Below are 25,989 nucleotides of genomic sequence, written 5' to 3'. Positions count from 1 at the left end.
TATTCTCCGCGGCCGCCCGAATCCGCTTTAAAAAAAAGCCCGGATTCAGTTCCTGACCAGAAAGCCAACTTATCCCGGCTCTGGACGGTATCAAGGCATTCCATCCCCCTCTCAATCGACCGCTCTTGAGCCGTCGAATGGGAGTTTTTTGCTTTTCGAAAGCCTTGGCGCAGCTCTTGCTAACAGCACTGAAGCTGACCGATTGGATGATTTTTTTTACCGCTACAGAGAAAGGCGCCACACCAGAGCGCCGACTTTAAAAAAATAACGTGGAACACCTACTTTTTGGGAGCAACCGAATGAAACGTACGTGCACTAGCTTGATGCTGGCGGGATCCTTGCTGGCCGGGGGCCAAGCCATGGCCGGTGACTTGCTGCAATGGCAGAACAACAGCCTGACCTATCTCTATGGCAAGGACTTTCAGGTCAACCCGCGCATTCAGCAGACCGTGACGTTCGAACACGCCGATGGCTGGGAGTACGGGGATAACTTCTTCTTCATCGACAAGATCTTCTACAACGGCAAGGAAGACGCCTTCGCAGGCAAGAACACCCACTACGGCGAGTTCAGCCCACGCCTGTCGTTCGGCAAGATTTTCGACCAGAAACTGGAACTCGGCCCAATCAAGGACGTACTGTTGGCCATGACGTACGAGTTCGGTGAAAACGACACCGAGTCCTACCTGATCGGTCCGGGTTTCGACCTGGCCATCCCGGGCTTCGATTACTTCCAGCTGAACTTCTACCAACGTCACACCGAAGGCAGCCGCGCGGGCGACAACGTCTGGCAAATCACCCCGGCCTGGTCCTACACCATCCCGGTGGGCGACTCGAACATCCTGATCGATGGTTTCATGGACTGGGTGGTCGACAACGATTCCGGCTCCAAAGGCGACTACCACGCCAACCTGCACTTCAACCCGCAGGTCAAATATGACTTGGGTAAAGCGCTGAATTTTGGTGAGAAGCAGTTGTATGTCGGTGTGGAGTATGACTATTGGTCGGACAAGTACGGGATTGAAGACAGCCAGGTCTTCAAGACTGATCAGAGCGTCACGAGCTTCCTGGTGAAAGTCCACTTCTGATCGAAAAAGCTTCGCGGGCAAGCCTCGCTCCTACAAGTTTTGCGTCGTTCACATATTCGGTGAAGGACACATCACTTGTAGGACGAGGCTTGCCCGCGAAGGCCACACCACACATCTCATGCGGGAATGACCGGCTCCACCAATCCAAGAAACCGGCACAACTCCCCGCGCTTGGCCAACGCATCCCGTCGCCCCAGATCAATCAACTCGCTGCAATACCCCGCCTCGAACAGCAGGTAACTCAACACACCCGCCCCACTGGTCTTGGTGGCCCCCGGCCCCCTTAAAAACAGACGCAACGCCGCCGGCAATTCCTGACGGTGACGCGCCGCAATTTCATCGATCGGCTGGCTCGGCGAAATCACCAGCACCTCCACCGGCGCGACGCCGAGCGCACGGGTCGGCGTGCCGTCGGGCATCAGATGGCCGAATTGATTGAGCCGTTGCAGCAACTCGATGTCACTTTCCAGGCTGTCGATGAACGTGCTGTTGAGCATGTGCCCACCGATCTGCGCGAGCGTCGGTTGCTGGCCGGTGTAGGCGCGTTGCAGTGGTTGCTCCGGGTCGACCCCGCGCGGGTTGCCACTGACGCCCACCACCAGCACGCGGCTGGCGCCCAGGTGCAGGGCCGGGCTGATCGGCGCTGATTGGCGAACTGCGCCGTCGCCGAAATATTCTTCGCCGATTTTGACAGGCGAAAACAGCAGTGGAATGGCGGAGCTGGCGAGCAGGTGCTCGACAGTCAACTGTGTGGGCACGCCGATGCGCCGATGACGCAACCACGCGTTGATGGTGCCACCGCCCTGATAGAACGTGACGGCCTGACCGGACTCGTAACCGAACGCAGTGACTGCGACGGCCTGCAACTGCTTGTGCGCGATGGCTTCGGCGATGCCGGTCATGTGCAGTTTGGCGTCGAGCAGCCCGCGCAACGGTGAGCTGTTGAGCAACGCCACGGGTACCGGAGCACCAATCCCGAGCAAGCTGCGGCTGACAAACCGTCCGGCCTGATGGATCACCCCTGGCCAGTCGCTGCGCAATACCAGATGACTGCGCAAACCCTGCCAGAAAGCGGTCAGACGCTCGACCGCGCCACGAAAGTCCATTGCGCCACTGGCGAGGCTGACCGCGTTGATCGCCCCGGCCGAGGTGCCGACGATCACCGGAAACGGATTGTCTGCCCCCAAGGGCAACAGTTCGGCAATCGCCGCCAGCACGCCGACCTGATAGGCCGCCCGAGCCCCGCCGCCGGAAAGAATCAACCCTGTAACCGGTTCAGCAGGACTCATCGCAACACTCCATGGTGCTTGATCCGATATCATTGCTCAAACCCTTGTAGGAGCGAGCTTGCTCGCGATGGTGGTTAACGATGACGCGGGCAGCCTGATACCCCACGGCGCTCTCATATTTTTCGCGAGCAATCGAGTGTCGACCGGCTGCTCCTACAGGGGATCGGTGATTCAACCGCGTTTTGCGTACAGTTTGGGTTCGCCCGGCGGACGGCTCTTGAAACGGCGATGGGCCCAGAGATATTGCTCAGGGCAGTCGCGCAGCACGCCTTCGACCCATTGATTGATCCGCAGGCAATCGGCCTCTTCGGTCTCGCCGGGAAAACCCTCAAGCGGTGCATGGATCACCAGTCGATAACCGCTGCCGTCCGCCAGACGTTCCTGGGTGAACGGCACCACCAGCGCCTTGCCCAGCCGCGCAAACTTGCTGGTGGCGGTGACGGTCGCAGCCTGAATGCCGAACAGCGGCACGAAGACGCTTTGCTTGGCGCCATAGTCCTGATCCGGTGCGTACCAGATCGCCCGGCCGGCCCGCAGCAGTTTGAGCATGCCGCGCACGTCTTCACGTTCCACGGCCAGCGAGTCGAGGTTGTGTCGCTCGCGGCCACTGCGCTGGATGTAATCGAACAGCGGGTTCTTGTGCTCGCGGTACATGCCGTCGATGGTGTGTTGTTGACCGAGCAACGCCGCGCCGATTTCCAGCGTGGTGAAATGCACGGCCATGAGAATCACGCCCTTGCCGTCGCGCTGGGCTTTCTTCAGATACTCCAGCCCTTCGACATGGGCCAGTTTCGCCAGACGCTCCCGGGACCACCACCAGCTCATGGCCATTTCAAAGAAAGCGATGCCGGTGGAAGCAAAGTTTTCCTTGAGCAGGCGTTTGCGCTCGGCGGCGGATTTTTCAGGGAAGCACAGTTCCAGGTTGCGTTTGGCAATGCGCCGTCGGTCGCCGGCCACGCGATACATCAGTGCGCCCAAGGCGCGACCGATAAACAGCAACACCGGATACGGCAATTGAACAATTAGCCACAACAGCCCCAGCCCACACCACAGCGGCCAGAAACGCGGCATCAGAAATGTTTTTCGAAAACGCGGGCGATCCATTGAAGCTTCCGGAAAGACGATGGCCGCGCATTCTACATCGTTCGACCCGGCTTGCGGCTGGCGAGCGTTCTCGTTATAAGTCTCGGCACTTTTAGTGACAAGCCGTTGTATGCCGACCATGAGCCAAACCGACCCGCTAGACCAAGTTCCCGTGTTCCAGTTGAAGGGCAGCATGCTCGCCATTACGGTGCTGGAGCTGGCCCGCAACGACCTCGAGAGCCTCGATCGGCAACTGGCCGCCAAAGTCGCCCAGGCGCCTGGCTTCTTCAGCAACGCGCCGCTGGTACTGGCGCTGGACAAGCTTCCGGCCAGCGAAGGCGCGGTCGATCTGCCAGGCCTGATGCGCGTCTGTCGCCAGCACGGGCTGCGTACCCTGGCGATCCGCGCCAGCCGCATCGAAGACATTGCCGCCGCCATCGCTGTCGACCTGCCGGTGCTGCCGCCGTCCGGCGCTCGCGAGCGGCCGCTGGACCCGCTTGAGGGCGTCATTGCGAAAAAACCGGAAAAACCGCCTGAACCAACGATCAAACCGACGAAAATCATTACGTCACCCGTACGCGGGGGTCAGCAGATTTACGCGCAGGGTTGCGACCTTATCGTGATCTCGTCGGTCAGCCCGGGGGCGGAACTTCTCGCCGACGGCAACATCCATGTATACGGCCCGATGCGCGGTCGTGTATTGGCTGGGGTCAGGGGCGACACGAAAGCCAGGATTTTCTGTCAGCAAATGAGCGCTGAACTGGTCTCCATCGCTGGCCACTACAAGGTTTCGGAAGATCTGCGGCGCGACCCTTTATGGGGTGCGGGCGTACAGGTCAGCCTGTCAGGTGATGTGTTGAACATCATTCGGCTTTAACGGATACTGCCGCATTTTCCAAGCATCTCTAAAACGTAGCGAAAACGGCTCAAACGAAGTAGGAAAAAGGCCAAAAGCAGTGTTTACCGGGGGTAAGCGCGGTTAAGGGCCGGATTCCAGCCAAGGCTGTCCGACTGCAGTCGTTTTTTATAGAGATGTTTTTCAGGGGCTAAATGTCCTTTTTCCTTAGGGGTGAAACACCTTGGCCAAGATTCTAGTGGTTACATCCGGCAAGGGTGGTGTGGGTAAGACCACCACCAGTGCTGCTATCGGTACCGGCCTCGCACTGCGCGGTCACAAAACAGTTATCGTCGACTTCGACGTCGGTTTGCGTAACCTCGACTTGATCATGGGTTGCGAGCGTCGTGTCGTGTATGACTTCGTCAACGTAGTCAACGGCGAAGCCAACCTGCAACAGGCCCTGATCAAAGACAAACGCCTGGAAAACCTCTACGTGCTGGCCGCCAGTCAGACCCGCGACAAAGACGCGCTGACCGTCGAAGGCGTGGAAAAAGTCCTGATGGCGTTGAAGGAAGACTTCGAGTTCGTGGTCTGCGACTCCCCGGCCGGCATCGAAAAAGGTGCTCACCTGGCCATGTACTTCGCCGATGAAGCGATTGTCGTGACCAACCCGGAAGTGTCCTCGGTTCGTGACTCGGACCGCATGCTCGGCCTGCTGGCCAGCAAATCGCGTCGCGCTGAAAACGGCGAAGACCCGATCAAGGAACACTTGTTGCTGACCCGCTACAACCCGCAACGCGTCAGTGACGGCGAAATGCTCGGCGTCGAAGACGTCAAGGAAATTCTCGCCGTGACCCTGCTGGGTGTGATTCCAGAGTCCCAGGCGGTACTCAAGGCGTCCAACTCCGGCGTGCCGGTGATTCTCGACGACCAGAGCGACGCCGGTCAGGCGTACAGCGATGCCGTCGATCGCCTGCTGGGCAAAACCGTGGAGCATCGGTTTCTCGATGTAACGAAGAAAGGATTCTTTGAGCGTCTGTTTGGAGGCCGGTAATGAACATTTTTGACTTCTTTCGTGCTAACAAGAAGCCAAGTACCGCCTCGGTAGCGAAAGAGCGTCTACAGATCATCGTGGCGCATGAACGCGGCCAACGCAGTACGCCGGACTACCTGCCCGCCTTGCAGAAGGAATTGGTCGAGGTGATCCGCAAGTACGTCAATATCGGGTCCGATGACGTGCACGTCGCCCTGGAAAACCAGGGTAGCTGCTCGATTCTGGAACTCAATATCACCCTGCCGGATCGCTGAGTCGCTCCGGCTGGAGCCACGGCGGCTCAGGCTCTTCGTGCCCTCTGTAGGAGCGAGCTTGCTCGCGATGGTGTGTCAGTCGATATCAATGTAACTGACAGATCATCGCGAGCAAGCTCGCTCCTACAGGGGATAGCGATAGCCTGAGTCGCCGTTGGCGTTTGTTACGAGGCTGTTTTAAATGCCGCTGTCCAACATCCGCATCATCCATCAGGACGCCGCCGTACTGGTGGTGGATAAACCGACTCTGTTGCTTTCCGTCCCTGGCCGGGCCGACGACAACAAGGACTGCCTGATCACGCGCCTGCAAGAAAACGGCTACCCGGAAGCACGCATCGTCCATCGTCTGGACTGGGAAACGTCCGGCATCATTCTGCTGGCCCGCGACCCGGACACCCATCGCGAATTGTCTCGGCAATTTCACGATCGCGAAACCGAAAAGGCCTACACCGCACTCTGCTGGGGTCAACCGGAACTGGACAGCGGCAGCATCGATCTGCCCTTGCGCTACGATCCGCCGACCAAACCGCGCCACGTGGTGGACCACGAGTTCGGCAAAAACGCCCTGACGTTCTGGCGCGTGCTCGAACGCTGCGGTGACTGGTGCCGCGTTGAACTGACGCCGATCACCGGCCGCTCCCATCAGTTGCGCGTGCACATGCTCTCCATCGGCCATCCGCTATTGGGCGACGGTCTCTATGCCCATGAGCAGGCCCTGGCCGCCTGGCCACGGCTGTGCCTGCACGCGAGCATGCTCAGCTTCACTCATCCCCAGACCGGCGAACGTCTGCGTTTCGAATGTCCGGCACCGTTTTAATTTTTTGCCTCAAGGCTGACCGCTTAAAATCAGGACCAAACAGAATGAGTTGTACTGAATCCTTGGCAACGCCCTTCGAGAAAACCCGCCATCAACTGCTCTATTTGGTTTACGGCAATCAGGACGTTTACCGGCGCGAAGCCAAGTTCAGTATTTTGACGGCGCTGTCCCATGCGAAAAACGGCAAGTTGCCGAGCATCAGAATCCTCACGGATCGTCCGCAGGACTACGCTGGCTGGCCGGTAGAAACCGTCACACTGCCCCAGGAAACACTGACCCTGTGGCAGGGCGAAAACGGCTATCACCATCGCCGCAAGGCCTGCGCCATCGCCGCCGGTCTGAAGCTCGCGGAAAAAACCCTGTTCGTCGATACCGACACGCTGTTCACCAGCGACCCGAACCAGATCTTCAAACAGATCAAGCCCGGCCACTACCTGATGGATCGCTTCGAATACCACTGGCGGGACGTCTGCGAGCGCCACGACTATTTGAAGCTCGGCGAATGCCTGCGCACTCACGGCGTTACTCCGGATCACGGTTTCAAACTGTACAACAGCGGACTCTGCGGGGTAACCGATGGCGACGCGCCCCTGCTGGAAGCGTCGATCCGCTCCATCGACGAATGGACCCGCGGCAGCTTTGATATCCACACGATCGAACAAATCGCCCTGTCGTTCGCGATGCGGGACAAGCCCGTGCGCGAAGCAAGAAAATACGTCTACCACTACTTCGCGGAAAAACGCTTCTTCCACGAGATGCAGGCGTTGTTCTTCTCCCGGCACGGCGAACAGTTCAGCCCGGACCTGGTGGAATGGTGCCGCGATGTACCGCGGGTCAAACCGTATCCATCAGCCTGGAAGCGACTGAAAATCAAGTGGAAGTTGCGCAACCAGAACGGCGCGCTGAGGAAAGTCGGTCGTGATCTGCTGTACGGGAGTGCGGCGCCCGATAATCCGTACTATGCAGCATGCCGACACGAATGGTGGGAATGTGCCTCACGTGAAATTCTTCGCTGGGACCATGACCGTCAGAAAGCGCTAGTGGGCGCTCATCAAAATGGCTGGCCCAAACAATTGGCCAGGCCCGAGAAGCCTGGAGATGAGCAGATCATCATGAAGTACTTGAAAAAACGGATCGCCGCAGCGGGTTGACGCCTGCGGCGAACGTCACGCCCAAAGCCCCAAGCCAATACGTTAAACTGGCGCCATTGCTGTCTGGAGCTACTTATGCGCGAAGAGTTGAACCAAGGCCTGATCGATTTCCTCAAGGCCTCCCCTACCCCATTCCATGCCACCGCCAGCCTTGTTCAGCGCCTGGAAGCGGCGGGTTATCAGCGGCTCGACGAACGCGAGCCCTGGAACACCGAAGCCAACGGCCGTTACTACGTCACCCGCAACGACTCTTCGATCGTCGCGTTCAAGATGGGCCGTCACTCACCGCTGCACGGCGGCATTCGCTTGGTCGGCGCCCACACCGACAGCCCGTGCCTGCGAGTCAAACCCCAGCCGGAACTGCAGCGCCAGGGTTTCTGGCAGCTGGGTGTCGAAGTCTACGGCGGTGCGCTACTGGCTCCCTGGTTCGACCGGGATCTGTCTTTGGCTGGCCGCGTGACCTTCCGCCGCGACGGCAAGGTCGAGAGCCAGCTGATCGACTTCAAGGCACCGATCGCGATCATCCCGAACCTGGCCATTCACCTCAATCGTGAAGCCAACATGGGCTGGGCCATCAACGCCCAGACCGAACTGCCGCCGATCCTTGCGCAGTTTGCCGGTGATGAGCGCGTGGACTTTCGTGCCGTGCTTACCAACCAGCTGGCGCTTGAACATGGCTTGAACGCCGATGTGGTGCTCGATTACGAGTTGAGCTTCTACGACACCCAAAGCGCGGCGGTCATTGGCCTGCATGGCGACTTCATCGCCGGCGCACGCCTGGACAATCTGCTGTCGTGCTACGCCGGCCTGCAAGCCTTGCTGACGACTGAAACCGACGAAACCTGCGTGCTGGTCTGTAACGACCACGAAGAAGTCGGCTCCTGCTCGGCCTGTGGCGCCGACGGCCCGATGCTTGAGCAGACCCTGCGTCGCCTGTTGCCTGAGGGTGACGAATTCGTACGGACCATTCAAAAATCCCTGCTGGTCTCGGCCGACAACGCCCACGGCGTGCATCCCAACTACGCCGACAAGCACGACGCCAACCACGGCCCGAAACTCAATGCCGGCCCGGTGATCAAGGTCAACAGCAACCAACGCTACGCCACCAACAGCGAAACCGCCGGGTTCTTCCGCCATCTGTGCATGGCCGAGGAAGTGCCGGTACAAAGTTTCGTGGTACGCAGCGACATGGGCTGCGGTTCGACCATCGGCCCGATCACCGCCAGCCACCTGGGCGTGCGCACCGTGGACATCGGCCTGCCGACGTTCGCCATGCACTCGATCCGCGAGCTGTGCGGCAGCCATGACCTGGCGCACCTGGTGAAAGTGCTGAGCGCGTTTTACGCCTCCCAGGAATTGCCATAAACCCTGAAAAGCTTCGCGAGCAAGCCCGCTTCCACATTGGAATGCATTCCAGAGTGGGAGCGGGCTTGCTCGCGAAGACGGCAGCTCGAACAACGCAAACTTCATGTTTGCACTGACTCATTTCCGATACACATCACCACCGCCCACCCGAAAGCCACCTAGACTTGACTCATCCCTCCTGACAAGGCAGTCGCCCATGATCTCGATGTCTTCGTTTCACGCCATGCTGATCCCGATTCTTGCCGGGATGATCCTGCTGGCCATTGGCTTCAATTTCCGTGACAAAAATGCCGGCGTGTTCGCGATGTGGATAGGCATGCTGACTATCCTCGCCACCGTCGTCTTCAAGATCCTCGCCAAACTCAACGAATAAAGCGCTCGCTCGTCTTTTTACCCTGCCGTGTTTTTTTCTTGCGGCGCCAAAACGCAGGCATAAAAAATCCCCGTACCAGTCGGGGATTTTCTATGTTCGATCAATCAGCCCGAGAGCGGATCAATCTTCGCGATAGCGACGCAGCTTCAACTGCTTACCGGCAACGCGAGTGTCCTTCAGCTTGGTCAGCAGACGCTCCAGACCATCTTCCGGCAGCTCAACGAGGCTGAAGCTGTCACGCACCTGGATGCGACCGATGGCTTCACGCGCCAGACCACCTTCGTTGAGGATGGCGCCCAGCAGGTTTTTCGCAGCGATACCATCACGCGCACCCAGCGCGGTACGGCAACGGGCACGACCTTCGGCCAATGGTACCGGAGCGCGACGCTCACGATCACCACGGTCCGGACGATCACCGGTACGCTCTGGACGATCGCCACGCGGTGCGTTGTTCGGCACCAGCGGACGTTCTTTCTCGATCGCAGCCAGGGTCAACGCCTGAGCGTTGGTTGCCTTGCGCAGCAGAGCAGCGGCCAGTGCACGCGGCGTGCAACCGATGTCGGCAGTCAGGCGATCCAGCAGGTCACCGTGAGTCGATTCGGCATCGCCAACCAGCGGCGACAGGCTGTTAGTCAGCTTCTTGATGCGGGCATCGAGAACAGCCTGAGCGTCCGGCAGCCGAACTTCGGCAACCTTCTGACCGGTTACGCGCTCGATCACTTGCAGCATGCGGCGCTCACGTGGAGTCACCAGCAGCAGTGCACGACCTTCGCGACCGGCACGGCCGGTACGGCCGATACGGTGAACGTAGGATTCCGGATCGTACGGCATGTCAACGTTGAACACGTGAGTGATGCGCGGAACGTCCAGGCCCCGAGCAGCAACGTCGGTCGCCACAACGATGTCCAGACGGCCATCCTTGAGGGATTCGATCACGCGCTCACGCTGATTCTGGGCAATGTCACCGTTCAGCGCAGCGGCTTTGTAGCCCTTGGCTTCCAGAGCACTGGCCAGGTCCAGGGTCGCTTGCTTGGTGCGCACGAACATGATCAGGGCGTCGAAGTCTTCCACTTCCAGCAGGCTCAACACAGCCGAGGTCTTCTGGTCAGCGTGAACCAACAGGTGAGCCTGTTCGATCGCGGTAACGGTCTGAGTCTTGGTCTGGATCTTCACGTGTTGCGGATCGCGCAGATGGCGCTCGGCAATGGCACGGATCGACTGCGGCAGGGTGGCCGAGAACAATACGGTCTGACGGGTTGCAGGCAAGGCCTTGAAGATGACTTCGAGGTCGTCCATGAAACCCAGTTTGAGCATTTCGTCGGCTTCGTCGAGAACCAGGTGGTTCACGGTCGCCAGTACTTTTTCGTCACGACGCAGGTGGTCGCACAGACGGCCCGGCGTGGCGACAACGATCTGTGCGCCATTACGGATTGCTTTCAGTTGTGGGCCCATAGGCGCGCCGCCGTAAACGGCCACAACGGTAACGCCCGGCATTTGCTTGGCGTAGGTTTCGAAAGCGGTTGCTACTTGCAGCGCCAACTCACGGGTTGGCGCCAGGATCAGGGCTTGCGGCTCGCGCTTTGCAGGATCGATGCGGTGCAGGATCGGCAGGGCGAACGCGGCGGTTTTACCCGTACCGGTTTGCGCCTGACCAATCATGTCGTGACCGGCCATGATGATCGGGATCGATTGCTGCTGAATTGCCGAAGGCTCTTCGTAGCCAGTCGCGATGACGGCTGCAAGAATATTCGGATTAAGATTAAAAGCGGCGAAGCCGCCGGTTTCCTGGGTCATGGGTCTGCCTCTAAGTGCATCCGCAAAGACCCATGCTCCAAAGCTGCGCATGCCGTGTAAGACTCAAGAGTCGCCCTGGCTGCTTTGTCGGCGGGGATTTGCGAAAACGAATGAATGAAAAAGATTCGTCAAGGGAGAGTCCGCTGTACGGACGTGCAGCCGAAGCTGACTTCGGGAAATTGCGCTACCTAAACGCGGCCCGGTTAAAGGCCGGCGCGCACTATACCGGAATTCGCCCGGAAAGGGAGCATTATTTGTCGGAAAACTGACGCATACACCGTTATGTCACAGGCTTTGCGGATAATCGTGGAGCCGTCTATTTTTCAAAGGCCCGGCCCTGCTGGCGATGGCGCTAAAACGCTTCACCGCTGTGACGCAGACCTGCGGCCTCGCCTTCCCCTTCACAGACCTTCCCGCCCGAGGAATTGCTCGATGAATCAACCCGTTACCAGCCGTGTGACCTGCGAACGGCACGGCCATGTCCTGTTGATCGGCCTGGATCGGGTGGCCAAGTGCAACGCCTTTGATCTCGACCTGCTCAACGCCCTCAGCCTGGCCTACGGCGAACTCGAGGCCGACAGCGAGGCGCGGGTGGCGGTGGTGTTCGGTCACGGCGAACATTTCACCGCCGGGCTCGACCTGGTCAATGCCAGCGCGACCCTAGCCGAAGGCTGGCAAGCGCCGCCCGGGGGGTGCGATCCGTGGGGTGTGTTTGCAGGTCCCCGAGTCAGTAAACCGGTGATCGTCGCCGCGCAAGGCTACTGCCTGACCATTGGCATCGAGCTGATGCTGGCCGCCGACATTAACCTTTGCGCGAGCAACACCCGATTTGCCCAGAAAGAAGTACAGCGCGGGATCTTCCCGTTTGGCGGCGCGACGTTGCGCCTGCATCAGGTTGCAGGCTGGGGCAATGCCATGCGCTGGCTGCTGACCGGCGATGAGTTCGATGCCCATGACGCGCTGCATCTGGGGTTGGTGCAGGAAGTCATGGCCAGCGAGGATTTGCTGCCGCGGGCGATTGAACTGGCGGAGCGGATTGCCCGGCAGGCACCACTGGGGGTTCAGGCTACGTTGATGTCGGCGCGACAGGCACGTTATGAGGGGGAAACAGCGGCGGCGCTGGGATTGCCGCCGTTGGTGAAGAAATTATTGGCGAGTGAGGATGCGAAGGAGGGTGTGCGGTCGATGATCGAGAAACGGCCGGGCGTGTTCAAAGGCTGCTGATAAGCCTTCTTCTGTGGCGAGGGAGCTTGCTCCCGCTGGGCTGCGAAGCGGCCCTAGAAAATCCTGGCAATCAAGAGATTTTGTGAGTGCTGCGCACTGGTGCGCCAGCTCGGTCAAGCGGGAGCAAGCTCCCTCGCCACAGATGACCCTCATTGCATCAAGTCGCCGGGCGAATCGCCTTGATCAACGACTGCAACGAATACCCCAGCTGCGGCGCCAACGCTTCAGCACGCGCAACCAACCCGTTCATGTCCAGATTCTGATCCAGTTCCGAAGGCACGATCAGAATCACATTGCCCTCCTTCACCGGCAGCTCCCAGTAATGCCGATGATAAAGCCCGCGCAACAACGCCGCGCCCAACGGTTTGCCGTCGTCGGTGGCCCACTGGTTAATCACCAGCCAGCCACCCGGATTCAAGCGCTTCTGACAGTTTTCCAGGAAATTCCAGGCCAGGTGCCCGACACCCGGCCCGACATCGGTATAGAGGTCGACGAAAATCAGGTCCGCCGGCTCTGCGGTATCGAGCAGTTCCAGCGCATCGCCAACCCGGATGTACAGCCGAGGATCGTCATCCAGCCCAAGGTATTCGATGGCCAGCCGCGGCACGTCGGGGCGCAGTTCGATGGCCTCGACATCTTCCAGCGGCAGGAACTTCAGGCAGGCCTGAGTCAGCGTGCCCGCACCGAGACCGAGGAACAACGCGCTGTCCGGCTGTTCGTGGCACAAGGCGCCGATCAGCATCGCCCGGGTGTAATCGTATTCGAGCCAGCTCGGGTCGGCGGTGAACACGCAGCTCTGTTCGATGGCATCACCGAACTCGAGAAATCGGTAGTCGGCCACTTCCAGCACACGAATTATGCCGAACTCGTCCTGCACCTCGGCGAGCAGATGCTCGACGCGTTCCTCAGTCATTTCGTCTCCTGATCGTTACCGGGCCCGGCAACGCAATGCACCGCAACATCAAGCGGTAAAAGCGCGATTGTCCGCGAAGCGACGGGAACAGGTCACGCACTAATTTGCTGGTAACATGAATGTCCGAGCGTAAAACAACAGAGACCGTGATGAGCCAACCCTGGAGCCCTGACAGCTGGCGCGCCCTGCCGATCCAGCAACAACCCCAATACCCCGACGCGGCGCATTTGCTGCACGTCGAACAAACGCTGGCCAGCTACCCGCCGCTGGTGTTTGCCGGTGAAGCCCGGGAGTTGCGACGTCAGTTTGCCGAAGTGACCCAGGGTCGCGCGTTTCTGTTGCAAGGCGGCGACTGCGCCGAAAGCTTCGCCGAGTTCTCCGCCGCGAAAATCCGCGACACCTTCAAGGTGCTGCTGCAAATGGCCATCGTCATGACCTTCGCAGCCGGTTGCCCGGTGGTCAAGGTCGGGCGCATGGCCGGGCAGTTCGCCAAGCCGCGCTCGGCCAACGATGAGACCATCGACGGCGTGACACTGCCGGCCTATCGGGGCGATATCGTCAATGGCATCGGCTTCGACGAAAAAAGCCGTGTGCCGGACCCGGAGCGTCTGCTTCAGTCCTACCACCAGTCCACCGCCACCCTGAACCTTTTGCGCGCCTTCGCCCAGGGCGGTTTTGCCGACCTGCATCAAGTGCACAAGTGGAACCTGGACTTCATCGCCAACTCGGCGCTGGCGGAAAAATACAGCCACCTCGCCGACCGCATCGATGAAACCCTGGCGTTCATGCGCGCCTGCGGCATGGACAGCTCGCCGCAACTGCGCGAAACCAGTTTCTTCACCGCCCACGAAGCGCTGCTGTTGAACTACGAAGAAGCTTTCGTGCGTCGCGACAGCCTGACCAACGACTATTACGACTGCTCCGCGCACATGCTGTGGATCGGCGACCGCACCCGTCAGCTGGACGGTGCCCACGTCGAATTCCTGCGCGGGGTGAACAACCCGATCGGGGTCAAGGTCGGGCCGAGCATGAACCCGGAAGATTTGATCCGCCTGATCGACGTGCTCAACCCGGACAACGATCCGGGGCGCTTGAACCTGATCGCGCGGATGGGCGCGAACAAGGTCGGCGATCACTTGCCGGCGCTGATCCGTGCGGTGCAGCGTGAAGGCAAGCAAGTGCTCTGGAGTTCCGACCCGATGCACGGCAACACCATCAAGGCCAGCAGCGGCTATAAGACCCGCGACTTTGCGCAGATCCTGGGCGAGGTGAAGCAGTTCTTCCAGGTTCATCAAGCGGAAGGCAGTTATGCCGGTGGCATCCATATCGAGATGACCGGGCAGAATGTCACCGAGTGCATCGGGGGTGCGCGGCCGATTACCGAGGATGGGTTGTCGGATCGGTATCACACCCATTGTGATCCACGGATGAATGCCGATCAGTCGCTGGAATTGGCATTTTTGATTGCTGAAACTTTGAAGCAGGTTCGGCGCTGAGTCAGGAAGTCTTGTAGCGCCTGACAGTCCATCTTCGCGAGCAAGCCCGCTCCCACAGGGGAACGCATTCCAACTGTGGGAGCGGCTTGCTCGCGAAGGCGCCAGCTCAGGCACCACTGAACCGCGCCAACGCCACCCTCAATCTCGCCGCACTCGCCCGCGGACAATTCAACTGCACCCGCTCCAACCCCAACCAATCCGCCATCCGCCGCAAATTCACCGCCAACGCCAGCATCCCCTCCTCGTCCAGCCCCGGCTCTTCCTCATGCACGGCATGCACCGCCAGCCGCCCGAATGCCCGTTCCGCGCGTAAATCCACCCGCGCGGCAATCCGTTCGTTGTGTAGGAACGGCAGCACGTAATACCCGTAAATCCGTTTGTCCGGCGGCGTATAAATCTCTAGCCGATAACGAAAATCGAACAACCGCTCAGTCCGACTGCGTTCCCAGATCAGCGAATCGAAAGGTGACAGCAGCGCACTCGCGCCCACCTTGCGCGGCACTTTTGGTTCCGGCAGACAAAATCCCGCTTGCCGCCAACCCTGGACTTCGCAGGTCTGCAACTCACCCGTCTCCACCAGTTCCGCCAGGCGCGGACGCGCATCGCCGGGGCTCAAGCGAAAGTAGTCGCGCAAGTCCTTCTCCGTCGCCACCCCCAAAGCATTCGCGGCATGCAGCAGCAGCCCGCGCTGAGCCTCGCCTTCCGAGAGCAATGGCTGTTGTAGAATCGCTGAAGGAATCACCCGCTCCGGCAAATCATAAAGTCGCTCGAATCCGCGCCGTCCGGCCACGGTCACCTCACCGGCGGCGAACAACCATTCCAGCGCATGCTTTTCCGCGCTCCAGTCCCACCACGGCCCTGCCCGCTCCTGGCGGGTCGATAGACTTCCGGCGCCCAGCGCGCCAAGCTCCTGGACCGAACCCAGCACCCGGCGAATGGTGTCCTGTTGTTCACGCCCGAAACGGGCCAATTGTTGATAGATATCTTCGCCACGGCTCGCCCGCTGCATGCGCCAGCGCATCAAGGGGTACATCGACAGGGGCAGCAACGAGGCTTCATGGCCCCAGTACTCGAACAGCGTGCGCCGCCGGCCGGAACTCCAGGCAGCCTGGTCGAGCAAGTCGGATGAGTAATTGCCGAGGCGGGAAAACAGGGGAAGGTAGTGCGAACGCACCAACGCATTGACCGAGTCGATCTGCAGAATGCCCAGCCGCTCGATCAGGCGATTGAGCTGAACCGCTCTGATCGCCGCCGGCGGCTGGCGCCCGTTGAACCCTTGGGCGGCCAGCGCCAGGCGTCGAGCCTGTTTGATGGAAAAGGACAGCGTTGCGGGCATGAGCATCTCCTTGTCTGCTCGCAACCTACCTCACCGCAAGACGGTTTGTGTAGTTGTGGGTTAATCATTTGTGCATCGGGTCATCCCAGAATGGGCGGACGGTTTCATGCTCGACATCCGCACGACTGAGCCCGATGTCCTTCAGCGCTTCGTCGCTCATGCCCGCCAACAACTCGCGCTCACGGTGCAATTCGTACCAGCGACTGATCTTGTGCAGCAAATCGGACACCACGTGGATGGAATGTTTTTCTACTTCGACATAACTTTTTTGACCTTTCATCTTGTTGCCCTCCGTTTGGGATGGCTCAAGTGTCGCGCCGGGGCTAAGATCAATCCAACGAATGTTTCTGATGCAACACATCTCGGAGATTGATGAATGTCTGCCTACCCGAGTATCGACACGGAAGTGCTGCGCACTTTTGTCGCCATCGCCGATCAGGGCGGTTTCACCCGCGCAGGGGAATTGGTCAACCGCACGCAGTCTGCCGTGAGCATGCAGATGAAGCGGCTGGAAGAGGATGTGTTACAGCGCCAGCTATTCCAGCGCGACGGCCGGCAGGTGCGCCTGACGGCTGAAGGCCAGGTGCTGCTGGGTTACGCCCGGCGAATCCTCAAGCTGCACAGTGAGGTGTTCAACACGTTGCGCGAGCCGCACATGGTCGGCACGGTGCGCATCGGCACGCCGGACGATTACGTGATGCGCTTCCTGCCGGGGATTTTGCGGCGCTTTGCCCAGTCGTATCCGCTGATCCAGATCGAGGTTCACTGCGAATCATCAAAACAATTGCTGCTACGCCAGGACCTGGATCTGTCCATCGTCACCCGCGAACCGGGCAACGAGATTGGCCAGTTGCTGCGCAAGGAACGTTTCGTCTGGGCCGAGGCGCAATGTTTCAGCGTGCACGAGCAGACGCCGCTGCCGCTGGCAATGTTCAACAGCGATTGTTTCTGCCGGTTGTGGGCCTGCAATGCGCTGGACGCCATGGGCCGCGACTACCGCGTTGCCTATAACAGCTCAAGCCTGTCGGCGATCATGGCGGTGGTCAGCGCCGGCCTGGCCGTCACCGCGCAATTGGAAAGCCTGATCACCCCTGACTTGCGCATTCTTGGTGAAGCCGAGGACCTACCGGTGTTGCCGGAGGCAAGCATCATGCTGCTGCGCAACCTGCACAATCCGTCGCCGATCACCGAATGCCTGGCCGAACACATCGTCGAAGGCTTCAAACTTTAAAGGCGAGCATCACTGCACACAGCACCAGAAAGCCGCAGAACAGCCCGCGCAACAGCCGCTCCGGCAATGCGTGGGCAATCTTCACGCCCCAACTGATGCTCAGGAGACCACCCATCGCCAAAGGCACGCCGATCATCCAGTCCACCTGATGGTGCACGGCATACGTCACCAGCGTGACGCCCGTGCTGGGCAACGCCAGTGCCAGCGACAATCCCTGCGCAACCACTTGGCTGGTGCCGAACAGACTGGTGAGCACTGGTGTCGCCACCACCGCCCCGCCCACACCAAACAAACCGCCCATAGTGCCGGATGCTGCCCCGAGTACGCCCAGCCATGGCCATGAGTAACTCATCTGCGCAGCAGCAGGCGCATTGGCCGAGAACATTCGCAGCAGGTTGTAGGCCGACAGCGCGATCAGGAATGCGACAAATCCTATGCGCATGGTCTGCGCATCAATGCCTACGGCCCAGATCGAACCGATCCAGGCAAAGCAAAACCCCATCGAAGCCAGCGGCAACGCGTGGCGCAATTCGATTTTATTGCGCTGGTGATAACGCCAAAGCGCCAGCATGACGTTCGGCACCACCATCACCAGCGCCGTGCCCTGAGCAATCTGTTGATCAAGACCGAACAACACGCCCAGCAACGGAATGGCGATCAGACCGCCGCCAATACCGAACAACCCGCCGAGGGTGCCGAGCGCTGCGCCGAAAACCAGATACATCAATAACTCGATCACGGTCGATTTCCCCTTTTCTCAGGCCGTTCATCCTACGCAGTCAACGCTGGCGGGGAAACGCACAGCAACGCACAATGGCTGTGCCAACTTCGCACAAGCACTGATCACGCCATGAACCCCAATCAATTGACAGAACAACTGGGCCTATTCCTCGATGTACTGGAAACCGGCAGTTTCTCCGCCGTATCCCGTCGTCATCCACTGACACCGTCTGCAGTGGCGCGACGCATCGACAGCCTGGAAAGCGCAGTCGGCAGCCAGTTGTTCATTCGCAGCACCCACGCTGTGCGGGCAACACCGGCCGGTTTGGCCTTCGCCGAACGTGCGCGGCGGATTGTGGCGGAACTGCAACTGGCCCGAGCCGAAGCGGTGTCTCTGAGCAGTGCGCCGGAAGGCCTGATTCGGATTGACGCGCCCGCCGCGTTCGGCCGGCGGCATCTGGCGCCGGTGATCGCTGATTTTCTGATGCTCTACCCTGGCCTCGACGTGCAGTTGCACCTGATCGACAGTTTTGTCGACATGCAGGGTTTGAATCTGGGCAAGGTCGATCTGGTGCTGCGTGCCGGGCAAATGGCCGACACACGCCTGGTGGCCACGCCACTGGCGAGCATGATTCGCATTGCATGCGCCAGCCCTGAATACCTGCAACGTCGTGGCGTACCGACCGATCCGGCGCAAATGAGTGAACATGAGGGACTGGACTGGGCAGGTCTGGCCCCACCGTTCGCCTGGCGCTTTGAACGCGACGGGCAAATGCACTTGCACCGTCCGGCACGCATCCGCATGAGCGCCAATAATGCCGAGGCGCTGGTCTGTGGCGCGTTGGCCGGGCTGGGTATCGCGCACTTGCCGACCTGGCTGACCAGCGAGCATCTATTGCGCGGCGAACTGTTGCCGCTGTTCTGCGAAAACGGCCTGCCACCACCGGAAACCACCGGTATCTATGCCTTGCGCCTGGAGCAGCAACCCAATTCCCGCAGCCGCTTGTTGCTGGAATATCTGAAAACCCGTTTCGGCCCTGTTCCGCCCTGGGACCTGGCGCTGCAAAGCAATCTCGGCCGGCACTAGGTCAGAATTATCTGGCGCATTAAACATTCGCCCGCTAGATTCATGACGATCACAGATCAAGGTTTCAAAATGAACACCGAACGCAACACCCGGGACAACTGCGACGACCTGCTGCTGGACAATCAGGCCTGTTTCGCTCTGCATTCCACCTCGCTGCTGATGACCAAGGTCTACAAGCCTCTGCTGCAAGCGCTGGGCCTGACCTATCCGCAGTACCTGGCAATGATGGTCTTGTGGGAACGAGATGGTTTGACCGTAGGCGAAATCAGCACACGCTTGCTGACCGATCCCGGCTCACTCACGCCACTGCTCAAGCGCCTGGAAGTCGAAGGCTTGCTCAGCCGCACCCGCAGCCGCGAAGATGAGCGGGTGGTGATCGTCGAGCTGACCGAACAGGGTCGAGCCTTGCGGGACAAAGCGCGCAGCGTTCCCCAGTGCATCCTCGGTGCCAGTGGCATGACCCTTGAGCGATTGCAGAAACTGCAGGCGGAGTTGCAAGTGCTGCGTAGCAATTTGCAGGACAGTCTCTGATCCCAAGAACACCACACCTCCAATATGGGAGCGGGCTTGCTCGCGAATGCGGTGTGACATTCAGCAGTTGTGTTGACTGACACATCGCTTTCGCGAGCAAGCCCGCTCCCACATTTTGTTTTGCAGTGCTCACGAGTCCGGCTCACCCCCCTCCCCGAAAAAAAATCACTGTCCGAAAATCCAGCCTAAACCGCTTTAACTCAATAGTCTTGCCAGTAATCGCTCTTGCGATTCTTCGTCTTCCTCAAACTTTCTTGAAATTTTATCTTGCGCGCCAACTATTAGCGCGATACATTCATTTCGCACTTACTTAGCGCGCAAATATTTAGCGCAAAACAAACCAACTCCGATCGAGGCTCACACCATGCAAACTCTCTACACCGCAATCGCAACCTCCACTGGCGGCCGTGACGGTCGCGCGGTTTCCAGCGACAACATCCTCGACGTCAAACTCGCCACTCCCAAAGAACTCGGTGGTGCTGGCGGCGCTGCATCCAACCCTGAACAACTGTTTGCCGCCGGTTACTCGGCCTGCTTCATCGGCGCGCTGAAATTCGTCGCCAGCCAGACCAAACGCAGCATCCCGACCGACGCGTCGATCACCGCCCATGTCGGCATCGGCCAGATTCCTGGCGGTTTCGGTCTGGACATCGACCTGCACGTCAGCCTGCCGGGTCTTGAACAAGCCGATGCGCAATCCCTGGTTGACGCTGCCCACCAGGTTTGCCCGTACTCCAACGCCACCCGTGGCAACGTCGATGTGCGCCTGCACGTTACCGTCTAACCGCTGACTCCAAGACCGAACAGGAAACGAACATGAACACTTTCAGCAAAGTCTTGACCGGCACCCTTCTTGCCCTGTCCATCAACAGCGCATTAGCGGGCGACGGGGTTGAGCACAACACCCAGGCGTTCCTCGATGTACTGAATGCCGGCACCGGCAAACCGATGGAACAGCTTTCACCGAAAGATGCCCGGGCCATTTTGGTCGGCGCGCAAGCCGGGGTGAAACTCACGCTGCCCAAAGCGGAGGTCAGCCAGAAGACCATTCAAGTCGACGGCCAATCGATCAGCCTGACCATCGTCCGGCCGGCCGGGGTAAAAGGCGAGCTGCCGGTGTTCATGTTCTTCCATGGTGGTGGCTGGGTGCTGGGGGATTTTCCGACCCACGAACGTCTTGTTCGGGATCTGGTGACGGGTTCGGGTGCTGCGGCGGTGTTCGTCAATTACACCCCATCGCCGGAAGCGCATTACCCGGTGGCGATCAACCAGGCTTACGCCGCGACCAAATGGGTGGCCGAACACGGTAAAGAAATTAACGTCGACGGCAAGCGCTTGGCCGTGGCGGGTAACAGTGTCGGCGGCAACATGGCGGCTGTGGTGGCGCTGATCGCCAAAGACAAAGGCACCCCGGCAATCAAGTTCCAGGTGCTGCTGTGGCCAGTGACGGATGCAAACTTTGAAACGGCGTCCTACAACCAGTTTGCCGAGGGGCACTTCCTGACCAAAAACATGATGAAGTGGTTCTGGGACAACTACACCACCGACGCCAAGCAACGTAACGAGATCTATGCGTCACCACTGCGGGCGACCACCGCCCAACTCAAAGGCTTGCCACCTGCGCTGGTGCAGACCGCGGGCGCCGATGTGCTGCGCGATGAAGGTGAAGCTTATGCGCGCAAACTCGACGAGGCCGGTGTGCCGGTGACGGCGGTTCGCTACAACGGCATGATTCACGACTACGGTTTGCTGAACGTGGTGAGCCAGGTGCCGGCGGTGCGTTCGGCGATGCTGCAAGCGTCTGAGGAACTGAAACAACACCTGAAGAAATAACGCAGCACAACATGTGGGAGCGGGCGTGCTCCCACAGGGGATTTGCATCGTTCCAACGTAATGCACAGACACAAAAAAGCCCGACTCAATGGTCGGGCTTTTTCATTCCTGAAGCGGTGCTTATTTAGCACGGCCTTTGTAGGAACCGCCTTCGCGGGTATCGATCTCGATTTTGTCACCGATTTCGATGAAGTCAGCAACTTGCAATTCTGTACCGTTGCTCAGCTTGGCAGGCTTCATTACTTTACCGGAAGTGTCACCGCGAGCGGAACCTTCGGTGTAGTCGACTACACGCACGATAGTGGTCGGCAGTTCAACGGAAACCAGACGCTCTTCGAAGAAGATCGCTTCGCAAACATCGGTCATGCCTTCTTCAACGAAAGGCAGAACGGCTTCGATGTCTTCAGCATTCAGCTCGTACATGGTGTAGTCGGTGGTGTCCATGAACGTGTAGGTGTCGCCACTGATGAAGGACAGGGTCGCTTCTTTGCGGTCGAGGATTACGTCGTCCAGTTTGTCGTCGGCGCTGTAAACGATCTCGGTCTTGTAGCCGGTCAACAGGTTTTTCAGCTTGGTCTTCATGATCGCGCTGTTACGACCAGACTTGGTGAATTCAGCTTTCTGAACCAGCCAAGGATCGTTTTCGAGACGGATCACGGTACCGGGTTTCAGTTCTTTACCAGTTTTCATTGCGAATATCCGAATTTGGATGGGATTTACAAAAATCTAGGCCGCGTATCATATCCAATTTACATAAAACTGTACCAGCGCTGCGGCAAGATCCGCCTGCAAAGCCTGTTCCAGACACCACGCTTCGGCGTGATTTTGCAGTTCCTGCCAGTGTTTACGGGTCATCAGCCAGTGACCGGACATATCATGCCCCGCATTCCACGCACGCCAAAGACCGCTGATCGCCTCACGGGCAGGCGCCGACAAACCTTTTGTGTACAGCGTCAGGAAGGCTTCGAGCTTGTCCAGATGGATATCTTCGTCCTGGCGATAGATGTGCCAGAGCAGTGGCCGGCCCGCCCACTGGGCACGGACAAACGAATCTTCGCCGCGCACGGCGTTAAAATCGCAACTCCACAACAGTCGGTCATATTGATCCTGTCGGACGAACGGCAGCACTTGCACGGTCAAGGCCTCGCGAACATGCACGGCGCCCGCCGCCAATCCGTCGACACCGAGCCAACGCTCGACATCACCCAGGATCCGCCCTTCGGGCACCAACAGATGGGTGGGTGTCGAATCGGCGGTCAGCACATCCAGCCAACTCGCCAGACCGGTGTTCTCATAGGCAAACAGCGAGATCAGTTGCGCGCCTTGTGCGCGATCGATCCCTAACCCTTGCAGGAATTTTCGCCGAGCCTCGGGGCTTTGCTGAAATTGCCGGCGTTGCTCGAGTAATCCACTTTCACGCAGCAAGCCACCGGTGCCCTTCTGGAATCCCGGAAAGAAAAAGTACTTCTGCACGCTTTTGTATTTCACCGACGGCAAACCGTGGCAGCCGATGACCCAGTCTTCGGCACTCAGATAATCGAGGTTCATCCACAGTGGCGGCTTTTCCCGCGCGGCCATGGCGTCCATGTAGCCACTGGGCAGTTGGCAGGCGAATGCGGCGATGACTACATCTGCGGCGTCGGCAGGCAACCAGTCGGTTGGCCATTGACGGACTTCGACACCTTCCTGCCATTGCTGCGCTACGTGAAAGTCAATCTCCGGGCAGAGTCGCTCGAAGGCTCGCAAGTCATCGACCCACAAACGTACATCCAGCGAATGCTCGGTGACCAGTTGTCTGGCCAGGCGCCAGGTCACGCCGATGTCGCCAAAGTTGTCGACCACGGCGCAAAAAATATCCCAGCGGGTTTTTAATTCAGGCATTCCAGGCTCCCGTTGGCAAAGGCGCCGATTGTCCGCATAAATTACTCCGTGCAGAAGAGCCGACGGCGATTAATCTTCATGCGACAATCACCACTCGCCCGCGATCACCCGCCAGGAGGCTGTCATGCCCTACCGCCCCAATCCGCGCCGCCCCTTGCCGATTCAGCTCAATGCCCTGCAACTGACCGGCAGCATTGCCCTCGGATTGTGGCTGGGTTTCCTCGCCATCGCGCTGACGTGCTGGCTCGCTTCTCGACTGTTGTTCAGCGAGCAATTGGCACCGGTCGCGCAAGCGATAGAGCAACTGGCAAAACCGCCCGTGGTAGCGCAACCGGTACCGGACATCCCACCGCCGAGCCCGCAATTCGAGCAATACGAAGAGAACCTGCGCCAGAACGAGCAGCAGCAACGACTGGATCAGGCCCGCAGCACCCGCCGCAATCTGGCCAATCCGAAATGCCAGTTCTGGCTGCAACAGGACCAGACCGCGCCAAGCGAAAAAAGCCGCGCCAACGTCCTGCAATTCTGCGATTGATCATGAACAAGCATACCGTCCACCAACTGATTCTCGACAGGCTGCGTGTCGACCTCGACATCGCCGAGCGTGCCGCGCAAACCGCGTACGAAACCGCAACCCATGAAGAAAACATCGCCGAGAACAAGTACGACACGCTGGGGCTGGAGGCATCTTATCTGGCGGCCGGGCAAGCCAGACGCGTGGAGGAAATCAGGCAATCGTTGGCGCTGTGCCAGAACCTGACGCTGCGACCTTACGACGATCAACGCGGCATCGAAATCGGCGCCCTGCTCGGCCTGGAAGACGAAAAGGGTCGTGAGCAATGGCTGTTTCTGGCACCTGATGCGGCGGGCCTGAAGATCGATCTGGTGGGGCAAACCATTACCGTCATCACCCCTCGCTCACCGATGGGCAAAAGCCTGCTGGGAAAGTTTGAAGGGGATGAGGTGGAAATTCTGGTGGCGGGTGCTCGGCAACAGTTTTCCGTTACCGAGGTGATTTAAGACCAGAGATCAGTGGACCGGCAGTTCGACGCCGTCGAACAACTCTTCCAGTTCCTGCTTGTTATGGCACTGAATGGCTTTGGCCATGACTTCACGGGTCAGGTGCGGGGCGAACTTCTCGATGAAGTCGCACATGAAGCCACGCAGGAAGGTGCCGCGACGGAAACCGATTTTGGTGATGCTGGATTCGAACAATTCGCTCGCATCGAGCACTACCAGATCACTATCGAGTTTGGTATCGACCGCCATTTTCGCCACGATGCCCACACCCAGACCCAGGCGGACGTAAGTCTTGATCACGTCGGCGTCGGCTGCAGTGAATACCACTTTCGGCGTGAGGCCACGATGGCTGAACGCTTCGTCGAGTTTCGAACGGCCAGTGAAACCGAACACATAAGTCACGATCGGGTATTCGGCCAGCGCTTCGAGGGTCAGCTTCGACAGCTTGGTCAGCGGGTGGCCCTGAGGCACGACCACGCAGCGGTTCCAGCGATAGCACGGCATCATCACCAAGTCACCGAACAGCTCCAGGGCTTCGGTGGCGATGGCGAAATCGACGGTGCCGTCTGCGGCCATTTCGGCGATCTGCATCGGCGAACCCTGATGCATGTGCAGCGCAACGTCCGGGTATTGCTTGATGAAATTGCTGATCACCGGCGGCAACGCGTAACGCGCCTGCGTGTGCGTGGTGGCGATCGACAGGGTGCCTTTCTTCTCGTTGGAGAATTCCTGGGCGATCTGCTTGATGCTTTCAACCTTGCGCAGAATCTCGCCGGCGGTGGTAATGATGCGCTCGCCGGCCGGGGTGACGCGGGTCAGGTGCTTGCCGCTGCGAGCAAAAACCTCGACGCCCAATTCGTCTTCCAGCAGACGGATCTGTTTGCTGATGCCGGGTTGCGAGGTGTAAAGGCTTTGGGCTGTAGCGGAAACGTTGAGGTCGTGGTGCGCCACTTCCCAGATGTAGCGCAATTGTTGAAGCTTCATATGAATCCCTCAAAGCAGGTAGACGCCACGGGCATCAGCGACGGTATATAACTATATTAATGGTTTGAAGAATAAATCTAGAACTTTTTATCAAACTGCCACTATTCGCGCTTTAGCGATCCCCTTGGCGTCGGCGTTCAACCAGCGGCACCAGGTAGACCGGGACCCGAGACAACTGCAAAACCCGCGCCGCCGTCCTGCCCAAAGGCGTTTCCGCGCCAGCACCATGGCTATGACTACCTACGATCAGCAAATCCACGGAGAGTTTCTGCGCCTGGTCAAGAATCACTTGCGATGGATCGCCCTGAAGCACCCGCACCGCTTGTATCCGTGCCAGGTCCTGCTCCCCTTCATCGCCGAGTTCTTCACGAAAGCTGTCGAGTACGCGCTGCTCGATATTGGCGATCACCGTGTTCAAGCCCTGACTGTGAAACTCGTTCAGCGCTTGCTCGTCGAGGTAACTCTGCAGCACTGATTCGGCAAACAGGCCCATGGGTTCAACCGCGTGCACCACATACAGGTCGGCATTGAATGTTCGAGCCAGTGCCAAGGCATGCTGCATCACCAAAGGTGCGTACAGGCCGAGGTCGGTGGCATACAGCATCGAACGAATCATATGACCTCCTAGAG

Annotated in this window: 28 protein-coding genes; 17 read left to right on the top strand and 11 right to left on the bottom strand. The window is 59.1% G+C overall.

The genetic code is table 11. The annotated features are described in order from the left end of the window. Positions 1-299: 299 nt before the first annotated feature. The gene (locus tag ACYZT9_RS10245) at positions 300-1,085 is read left to right on the top strand and encodes an outer membrane protein OmpK (protein ID WP_462009676.1); all 786 of its coding nucleotides are present in this window, start codon (positions 300-302) and stop codon (positions 1,083-1,085) included. A gap of 116 nt (positions 1,086-1,201) precedes the next feature. Here the strand turns inward: ACYZT9_RS10245 and ACYZT9_RS10240 are convergent, their stop codons facing one another. Next, positions 1,202-2,374 carry a patatin-like phospholipase family protein gene (locus tag ACYZT9_RS10240; protein ID WP_462009675.1) on the bottom strand — a complete coding sequence of 391 codons (1,173 nt, stop codon included), beginning with the start codon at positions 2,372-2,374 and terminating at the stop codon, positions 1,202-1,204. A 171-nt stretch (positions 2,375-2,545) separates the two neighbouring features. Then, positions 2,546-3,478, bottom strand: a complete 933-nt coding sequence (locus tag ACYZT9_RS10235; RefSeq protein ID WP_462009674.1) for a lipid A biosynthesis lauroyl acyltransferase — start codon at positions 3,476-3,478, stop codon at positions 2,546-2,548. A gap of 118 nt (positions 3,479-3,596) precedes the next feature. Here ACYZT9_RS10235 and minC point away from each other — a divergent pair, with 118 nt between their 5' ends. The 7 genes from minC (at position 3,597) to ACYZT9_RS10200 (ending at position 9,309) form a co-directional block, all read left to right on the top strand. Next, positions 3,597-4,334: a septum site-determining protein MinC gene (minC, locus tag ACYZT9_RS10230; RefSeq protein ID WP_462009673.1), complete on the top strand. Its 738-nt coding sequence runs from the start codon at positions 3,597-3,599 to the stop codon at positions 4,332-4,334. 202 nt (positions 4,335-4,536) lie between these two features. Then, on the top strand, positions 4,537-5,349 hold the full coding sequence (gene minD / locus ACYZT9_RS10225; protein ID WP_028624193.1) for a septum site-determining protein MinD: 813 nt from the start codon (positions 4,537-4,539) through the stop codon (positions 5,347-5,349). Next, positions 5,349-5,603, top strand: coding sequence for a cell division topological specificity factor MinE (gene minE, locus ACYZT9_RS10220; protein ID WP_007944431.1), 255 nt, complete (start codon positions 5,349-5,351; stop codon positions 5,601-5,603). Before minD ends, minE begins: the two co-directional genes overlap by 1 nt. A 181-nt stretch (positions 5,604-5,784) precedes the next feature. After that, positions 5,785-6,420 carry an RluA family pseudouridine synthase gene (locus ACYZT9_RS10215; protein WP_084319932.1) on the top strand — a complete coding sequence of 212 codons (636 nt, stop codon included), beginning with the start codon at positions 5,785-5,787 and terminating at the stop codon, positions 6,418-6,420. A gap of 44 nt (positions 6,421-6,464) precedes the next feature. After that, complete coding sequence (locus ACYZT9_RS10210; protein WP_462009672.1) at positions 6,465-7,571, top strand: hypothetical protein; 1,107 nt, start codon at positions 6,465-6,467, stop codon at positions 7,569-7,571. A 75-nt stretch (positions 7,572-7,646) separates the two neighbouring features. After that, positions 7,647-8,936 (top strand): M18 family aminopeptidase, encoded by a 1,290-nt coding sequence (locus tag ACYZT9_RS10205; protein WP_462009671.1) that lies wholly within the window; start codon positions 7,647-7,649, stop codon positions 8,934-8,936. Positions 8,937-9,132: 196 nt separating this feature from the next. Beyond that, positions 9,133-9,309: a hypothetical protein gene (locus ACYZT9_RS10200; RefSeq protein WP_008031437.1), complete on the top strand. Its 177-nt coding sequence runs from the start codon at positions 9,133-9,135 to the stop codon at positions 9,307-9,309. A 120-nt stretch (positions 9,310-9,429) separates the two neighbouring features. Here ACYZT9_RS10200 and ACYZT9_RS10195 read toward each other — a convergent pair whose 3' ends face one another. Next, positions 9,430-11,103, bottom strand: a complete 1,674-nt coding sequence (locus tag ACYZT9_RS10195) for a DEAD/DEAH box helicase (RefSeq protein ID WP_462009670.1) — start codon at positions 11,101-11,103, stop codon at positions 9,430-9,432. A 432-nt stretch (positions 11,104-11,535) separates the two neighbouring features. Between ACYZT9_RS10195 and ACYZT9_RS10190 the strand changes: the two genes are divergently transcribed. Continuing rightward, a complete protein-coding gene (locus tag ACYZT9_RS10190; RefSeq protein WP_462009669.1) occupies positions 11,536-12,327 on the top strand; it encodes a crotonase/enoyl-CoA hydratase family protein in 792 nt (263 codons plus the stop codon). Between the two features lie 157 nt (positions 12,328-12,484). On the opposite strand, the gene ACYZT9_RS10185 is transcribed toward ACYZT9_RS10190, so the two are convergent. Further along, positions 12,485-13,240 (bottom strand): spermidine synthase, encoded by a 756-nt coding sequence (locus tag ACYZT9_RS10185; protein WP_462009668.1) that lies wholly within the window; start codon positions 13,238-13,240, stop codon positions 12,485-12,487. Positions 13,241-13,389: 149 nt separating this feature from the next. Between ACYZT9_RS10185 and ACYZT9_RS10180 the strand changes: the two genes are divergently transcribed. Beyond that, positions 13,390-14,736: a class II 3-deoxy-7-phosphoheptulonate synthase gene (locus tag ACYZT9_RS10180; protein ID WP_462009667.1), complete on the top strand. Its 1,347-nt coding sequence runs from the start codon at positions 13,390-13,392 to the stop codon at positions 14,734-14,736. 106 nt (positions 14,737-14,842) lie between these two features. Here the strand turns inward: ACYZT9_RS10180 and ACYZT9_RS10175 are convergent, their stop codons facing one another. Further along, positions 14,843-16,072, bottom strand: a complete 1,230-nt coding sequence (locus tag ACYZT9_RS10175) for a winged helix-turn-helix domain-containing protein (protein WP_462009666.1) — start codon at positions 16,070-16,072, stop codon at positions 14,843-14,845. A gap of 64 nt (positions 16,073-16,136) precedes the next feature. Further along, the gene (locus ACYZT9_RS10170; RefSeq protein WP_462009665.1) at positions 16,137-16,352 is read right to left on the bottom strand and encodes a DUF1127 domain-containing protein; all 216 of its coding nucleotides are present in this window, start codon (positions 16,350-16,352) and stop codon (positions 16,137-16,139) included. A 96-nt stretch (positions 16,353-16,448) separates the two neighbouring features. Here ACYZT9_RS10170 and ACYZT9_RS10165 point away from each other — a divergent pair, with 96 nt between their 5' ends. Further along, positions 16,449-17,303, top strand: coding sequence for a LysR substrate-binding domain-containing protein (locus ACYZT9_RS10165; RefSeq protein WP_462009664.1), 855 nt, complete (start codon positions 16,449-16,451; stop codon positions 17,301-17,303). Here ACYZT9_RS10165 and ACYZT9_RS10160 read toward each other — a convergent pair. Further along, entirely contained in the window at positions 17,293-18,042 is a 750-nt protein-coding gene (locus ACYZT9_RS10160) for a sulfite exporter TauE/SafE family protein (protein ID WP_462009663.1), read from the bottom strand. The genes ACYZT9_RS10165 and ACYZT9_RS10160 overlap by 11 nt on opposite strands. 111 nt (positions 18,043-18,153) lie before the next feature. On the opposite strand from ACYZT9_RS10160, the gene ACYZT9_RS10155 reads away from it, so the two are divergent. From ACYZT9_RS10155 to ACYZT9_RS10140, 4 genes are all read left to right on the top strand, one after another. Then, positions 18,154-19,110 carry a LysR family transcriptional regulator gene (locus ACYZT9_RS10155; protein ID WP_462009662.1) on the top strand — a complete coding sequence of 319 codons (957 nt, stop codon included), beginning with the start codon at positions 18,154-18,156 and terminating at the stop codon, positions 19,108-19,110. Positions 19,111-19,179: 69 nt separating this feature from the next. After that, positions 19,180-19,641, top strand: coding sequence for a MarR family winged helix-turn-helix transcriptional regulator (locus ACYZT9_RS10150; RefSeq protein WP_462009661.1), 462 nt, complete (start codon positions 19,180-19,182; stop codon positions 19,639-19,641). Positions 19,642-20,005: 364 nt separating this feature from the next. Further along, complete coding sequence (locus ACYZT9_RS10145) at positions 20,006-20,425, top strand: organic hydroperoxide resistance protein (RefSeq protein WP_462009660.1); 420 nt, start codon at positions 20,006-20,008, stop codon at positions 20,423-20,425. 32 nt (positions 20,426-20,457) lie between these two features. Further along, a complete protein-coding gene (locus ACYZT9_RS10140; protein ID WP_462009659.1) occupies positions 20,458-21,474 on the top strand; it encodes an alpha/beta hydrolase in 1,017 nt (338 codons plus the stop codon). A 120-nt stretch (positions 21,475-21,594) separates the two neighbouring features. Here the strand turns inward: ACYZT9_RS10140 and ACYZT9_RS10135 are convergent, their stop codons facing one another. Together ACYZT9_RS10135 and earP are read right to left on the bottom strand one after the other, a co-directional pair. Beyond that, positions 21,595-22,164 (bottom strand): elongation factor P, encoded by a 570-nt coding sequence (locus ACYZT9_RS10135; RefSeq protein WP_028619992.1) that lies wholly within the window; start codon positions 22,162-22,164, stop codon positions 21,595-21,597. A 48-nt stretch (positions 22,165-22,212) separates the two neighbouring features. Continuing rightward, positions 22,213-23,355 (bottom strand): elongation factor P maturation arginine rhamnosyltransferase EarP, encoded by a 1,143-nt coding sequence (gene earP, locus ACYZT9_RS10130; protein WP_462009658.1) that lies wholly within the window; start codon positions 23,353-23,355, stop codon positions 22,213-22,215. Between the two features lie 124 nt (positions 23,356-23,479). On the opposite strand from earP, the gene ACYZT9_RS10125 reads away from it, so the two are divergent. Continuing rightward, positions 23,480-23,890 (top strand): hypothetical protein, encoded by a 411-nt coding sequence (locus ACYZT9_RS10125; protein WP_462009657.1) that lies wholly within the window; start codon positions 23,480-23,482, stop codon positions 23,888-23,890. A gap of 2 nt (positions 23,891-23,892) precedes the next feature. Then, the gene (locus ACYZT9_RS10120) at positions 23,893-24,375 is read left to right on the top strand and encodes a GreA/GreB family elongation factor (RefSeq protein ID WP_462009656.1); all 483 of its coding nucleotides are present in this window, start codon (positions 23,893-23,895) and stop codon (positions 24,373-24,375) included. Between the two features lie 9 nt (positions 24,376-24,384). Here the strand turns inward: ACYZT9_RS10120 and cysB are convergent, their stop codons facing one another. Both cysB and ACYZT9_RS10110 read right to left on the bottom strand, forming a co-directional pair. Beyond that, complete coding sequence (gene cysB, locus ACYZT9_RS10115) at positions 24,385-25,359, bottom strand: HTH-type transcriptional regulator CysB (RefSeq protein WP_007899921.1); 975 nt, start codon at positions 25,357-25,359, stop codon at positions 24,385-24,387. Between the two features lie 112 nt (positions 25,360-25,471). Continuing rightward, on the bottom strand, positions 25,472-25,975 hold the full coding sequence (locus tag ACYZT9_RS10110) for a universal stress protein (RefSeq protein ID WP_462009655.1): 504 nt from the start codon (positions 25,973-25,975) through the stop codon (positions 25,472-25,474). Positions 25,976-25,989 lie beyond the last annotated feature (14 nt).

It is taken from the genome of Pseudomonas sp. ZT5P21, from assembly GCF_054897785.1.
This window is presented reverse-complemented; position numbering and strand designations above follow the sequence as displayed.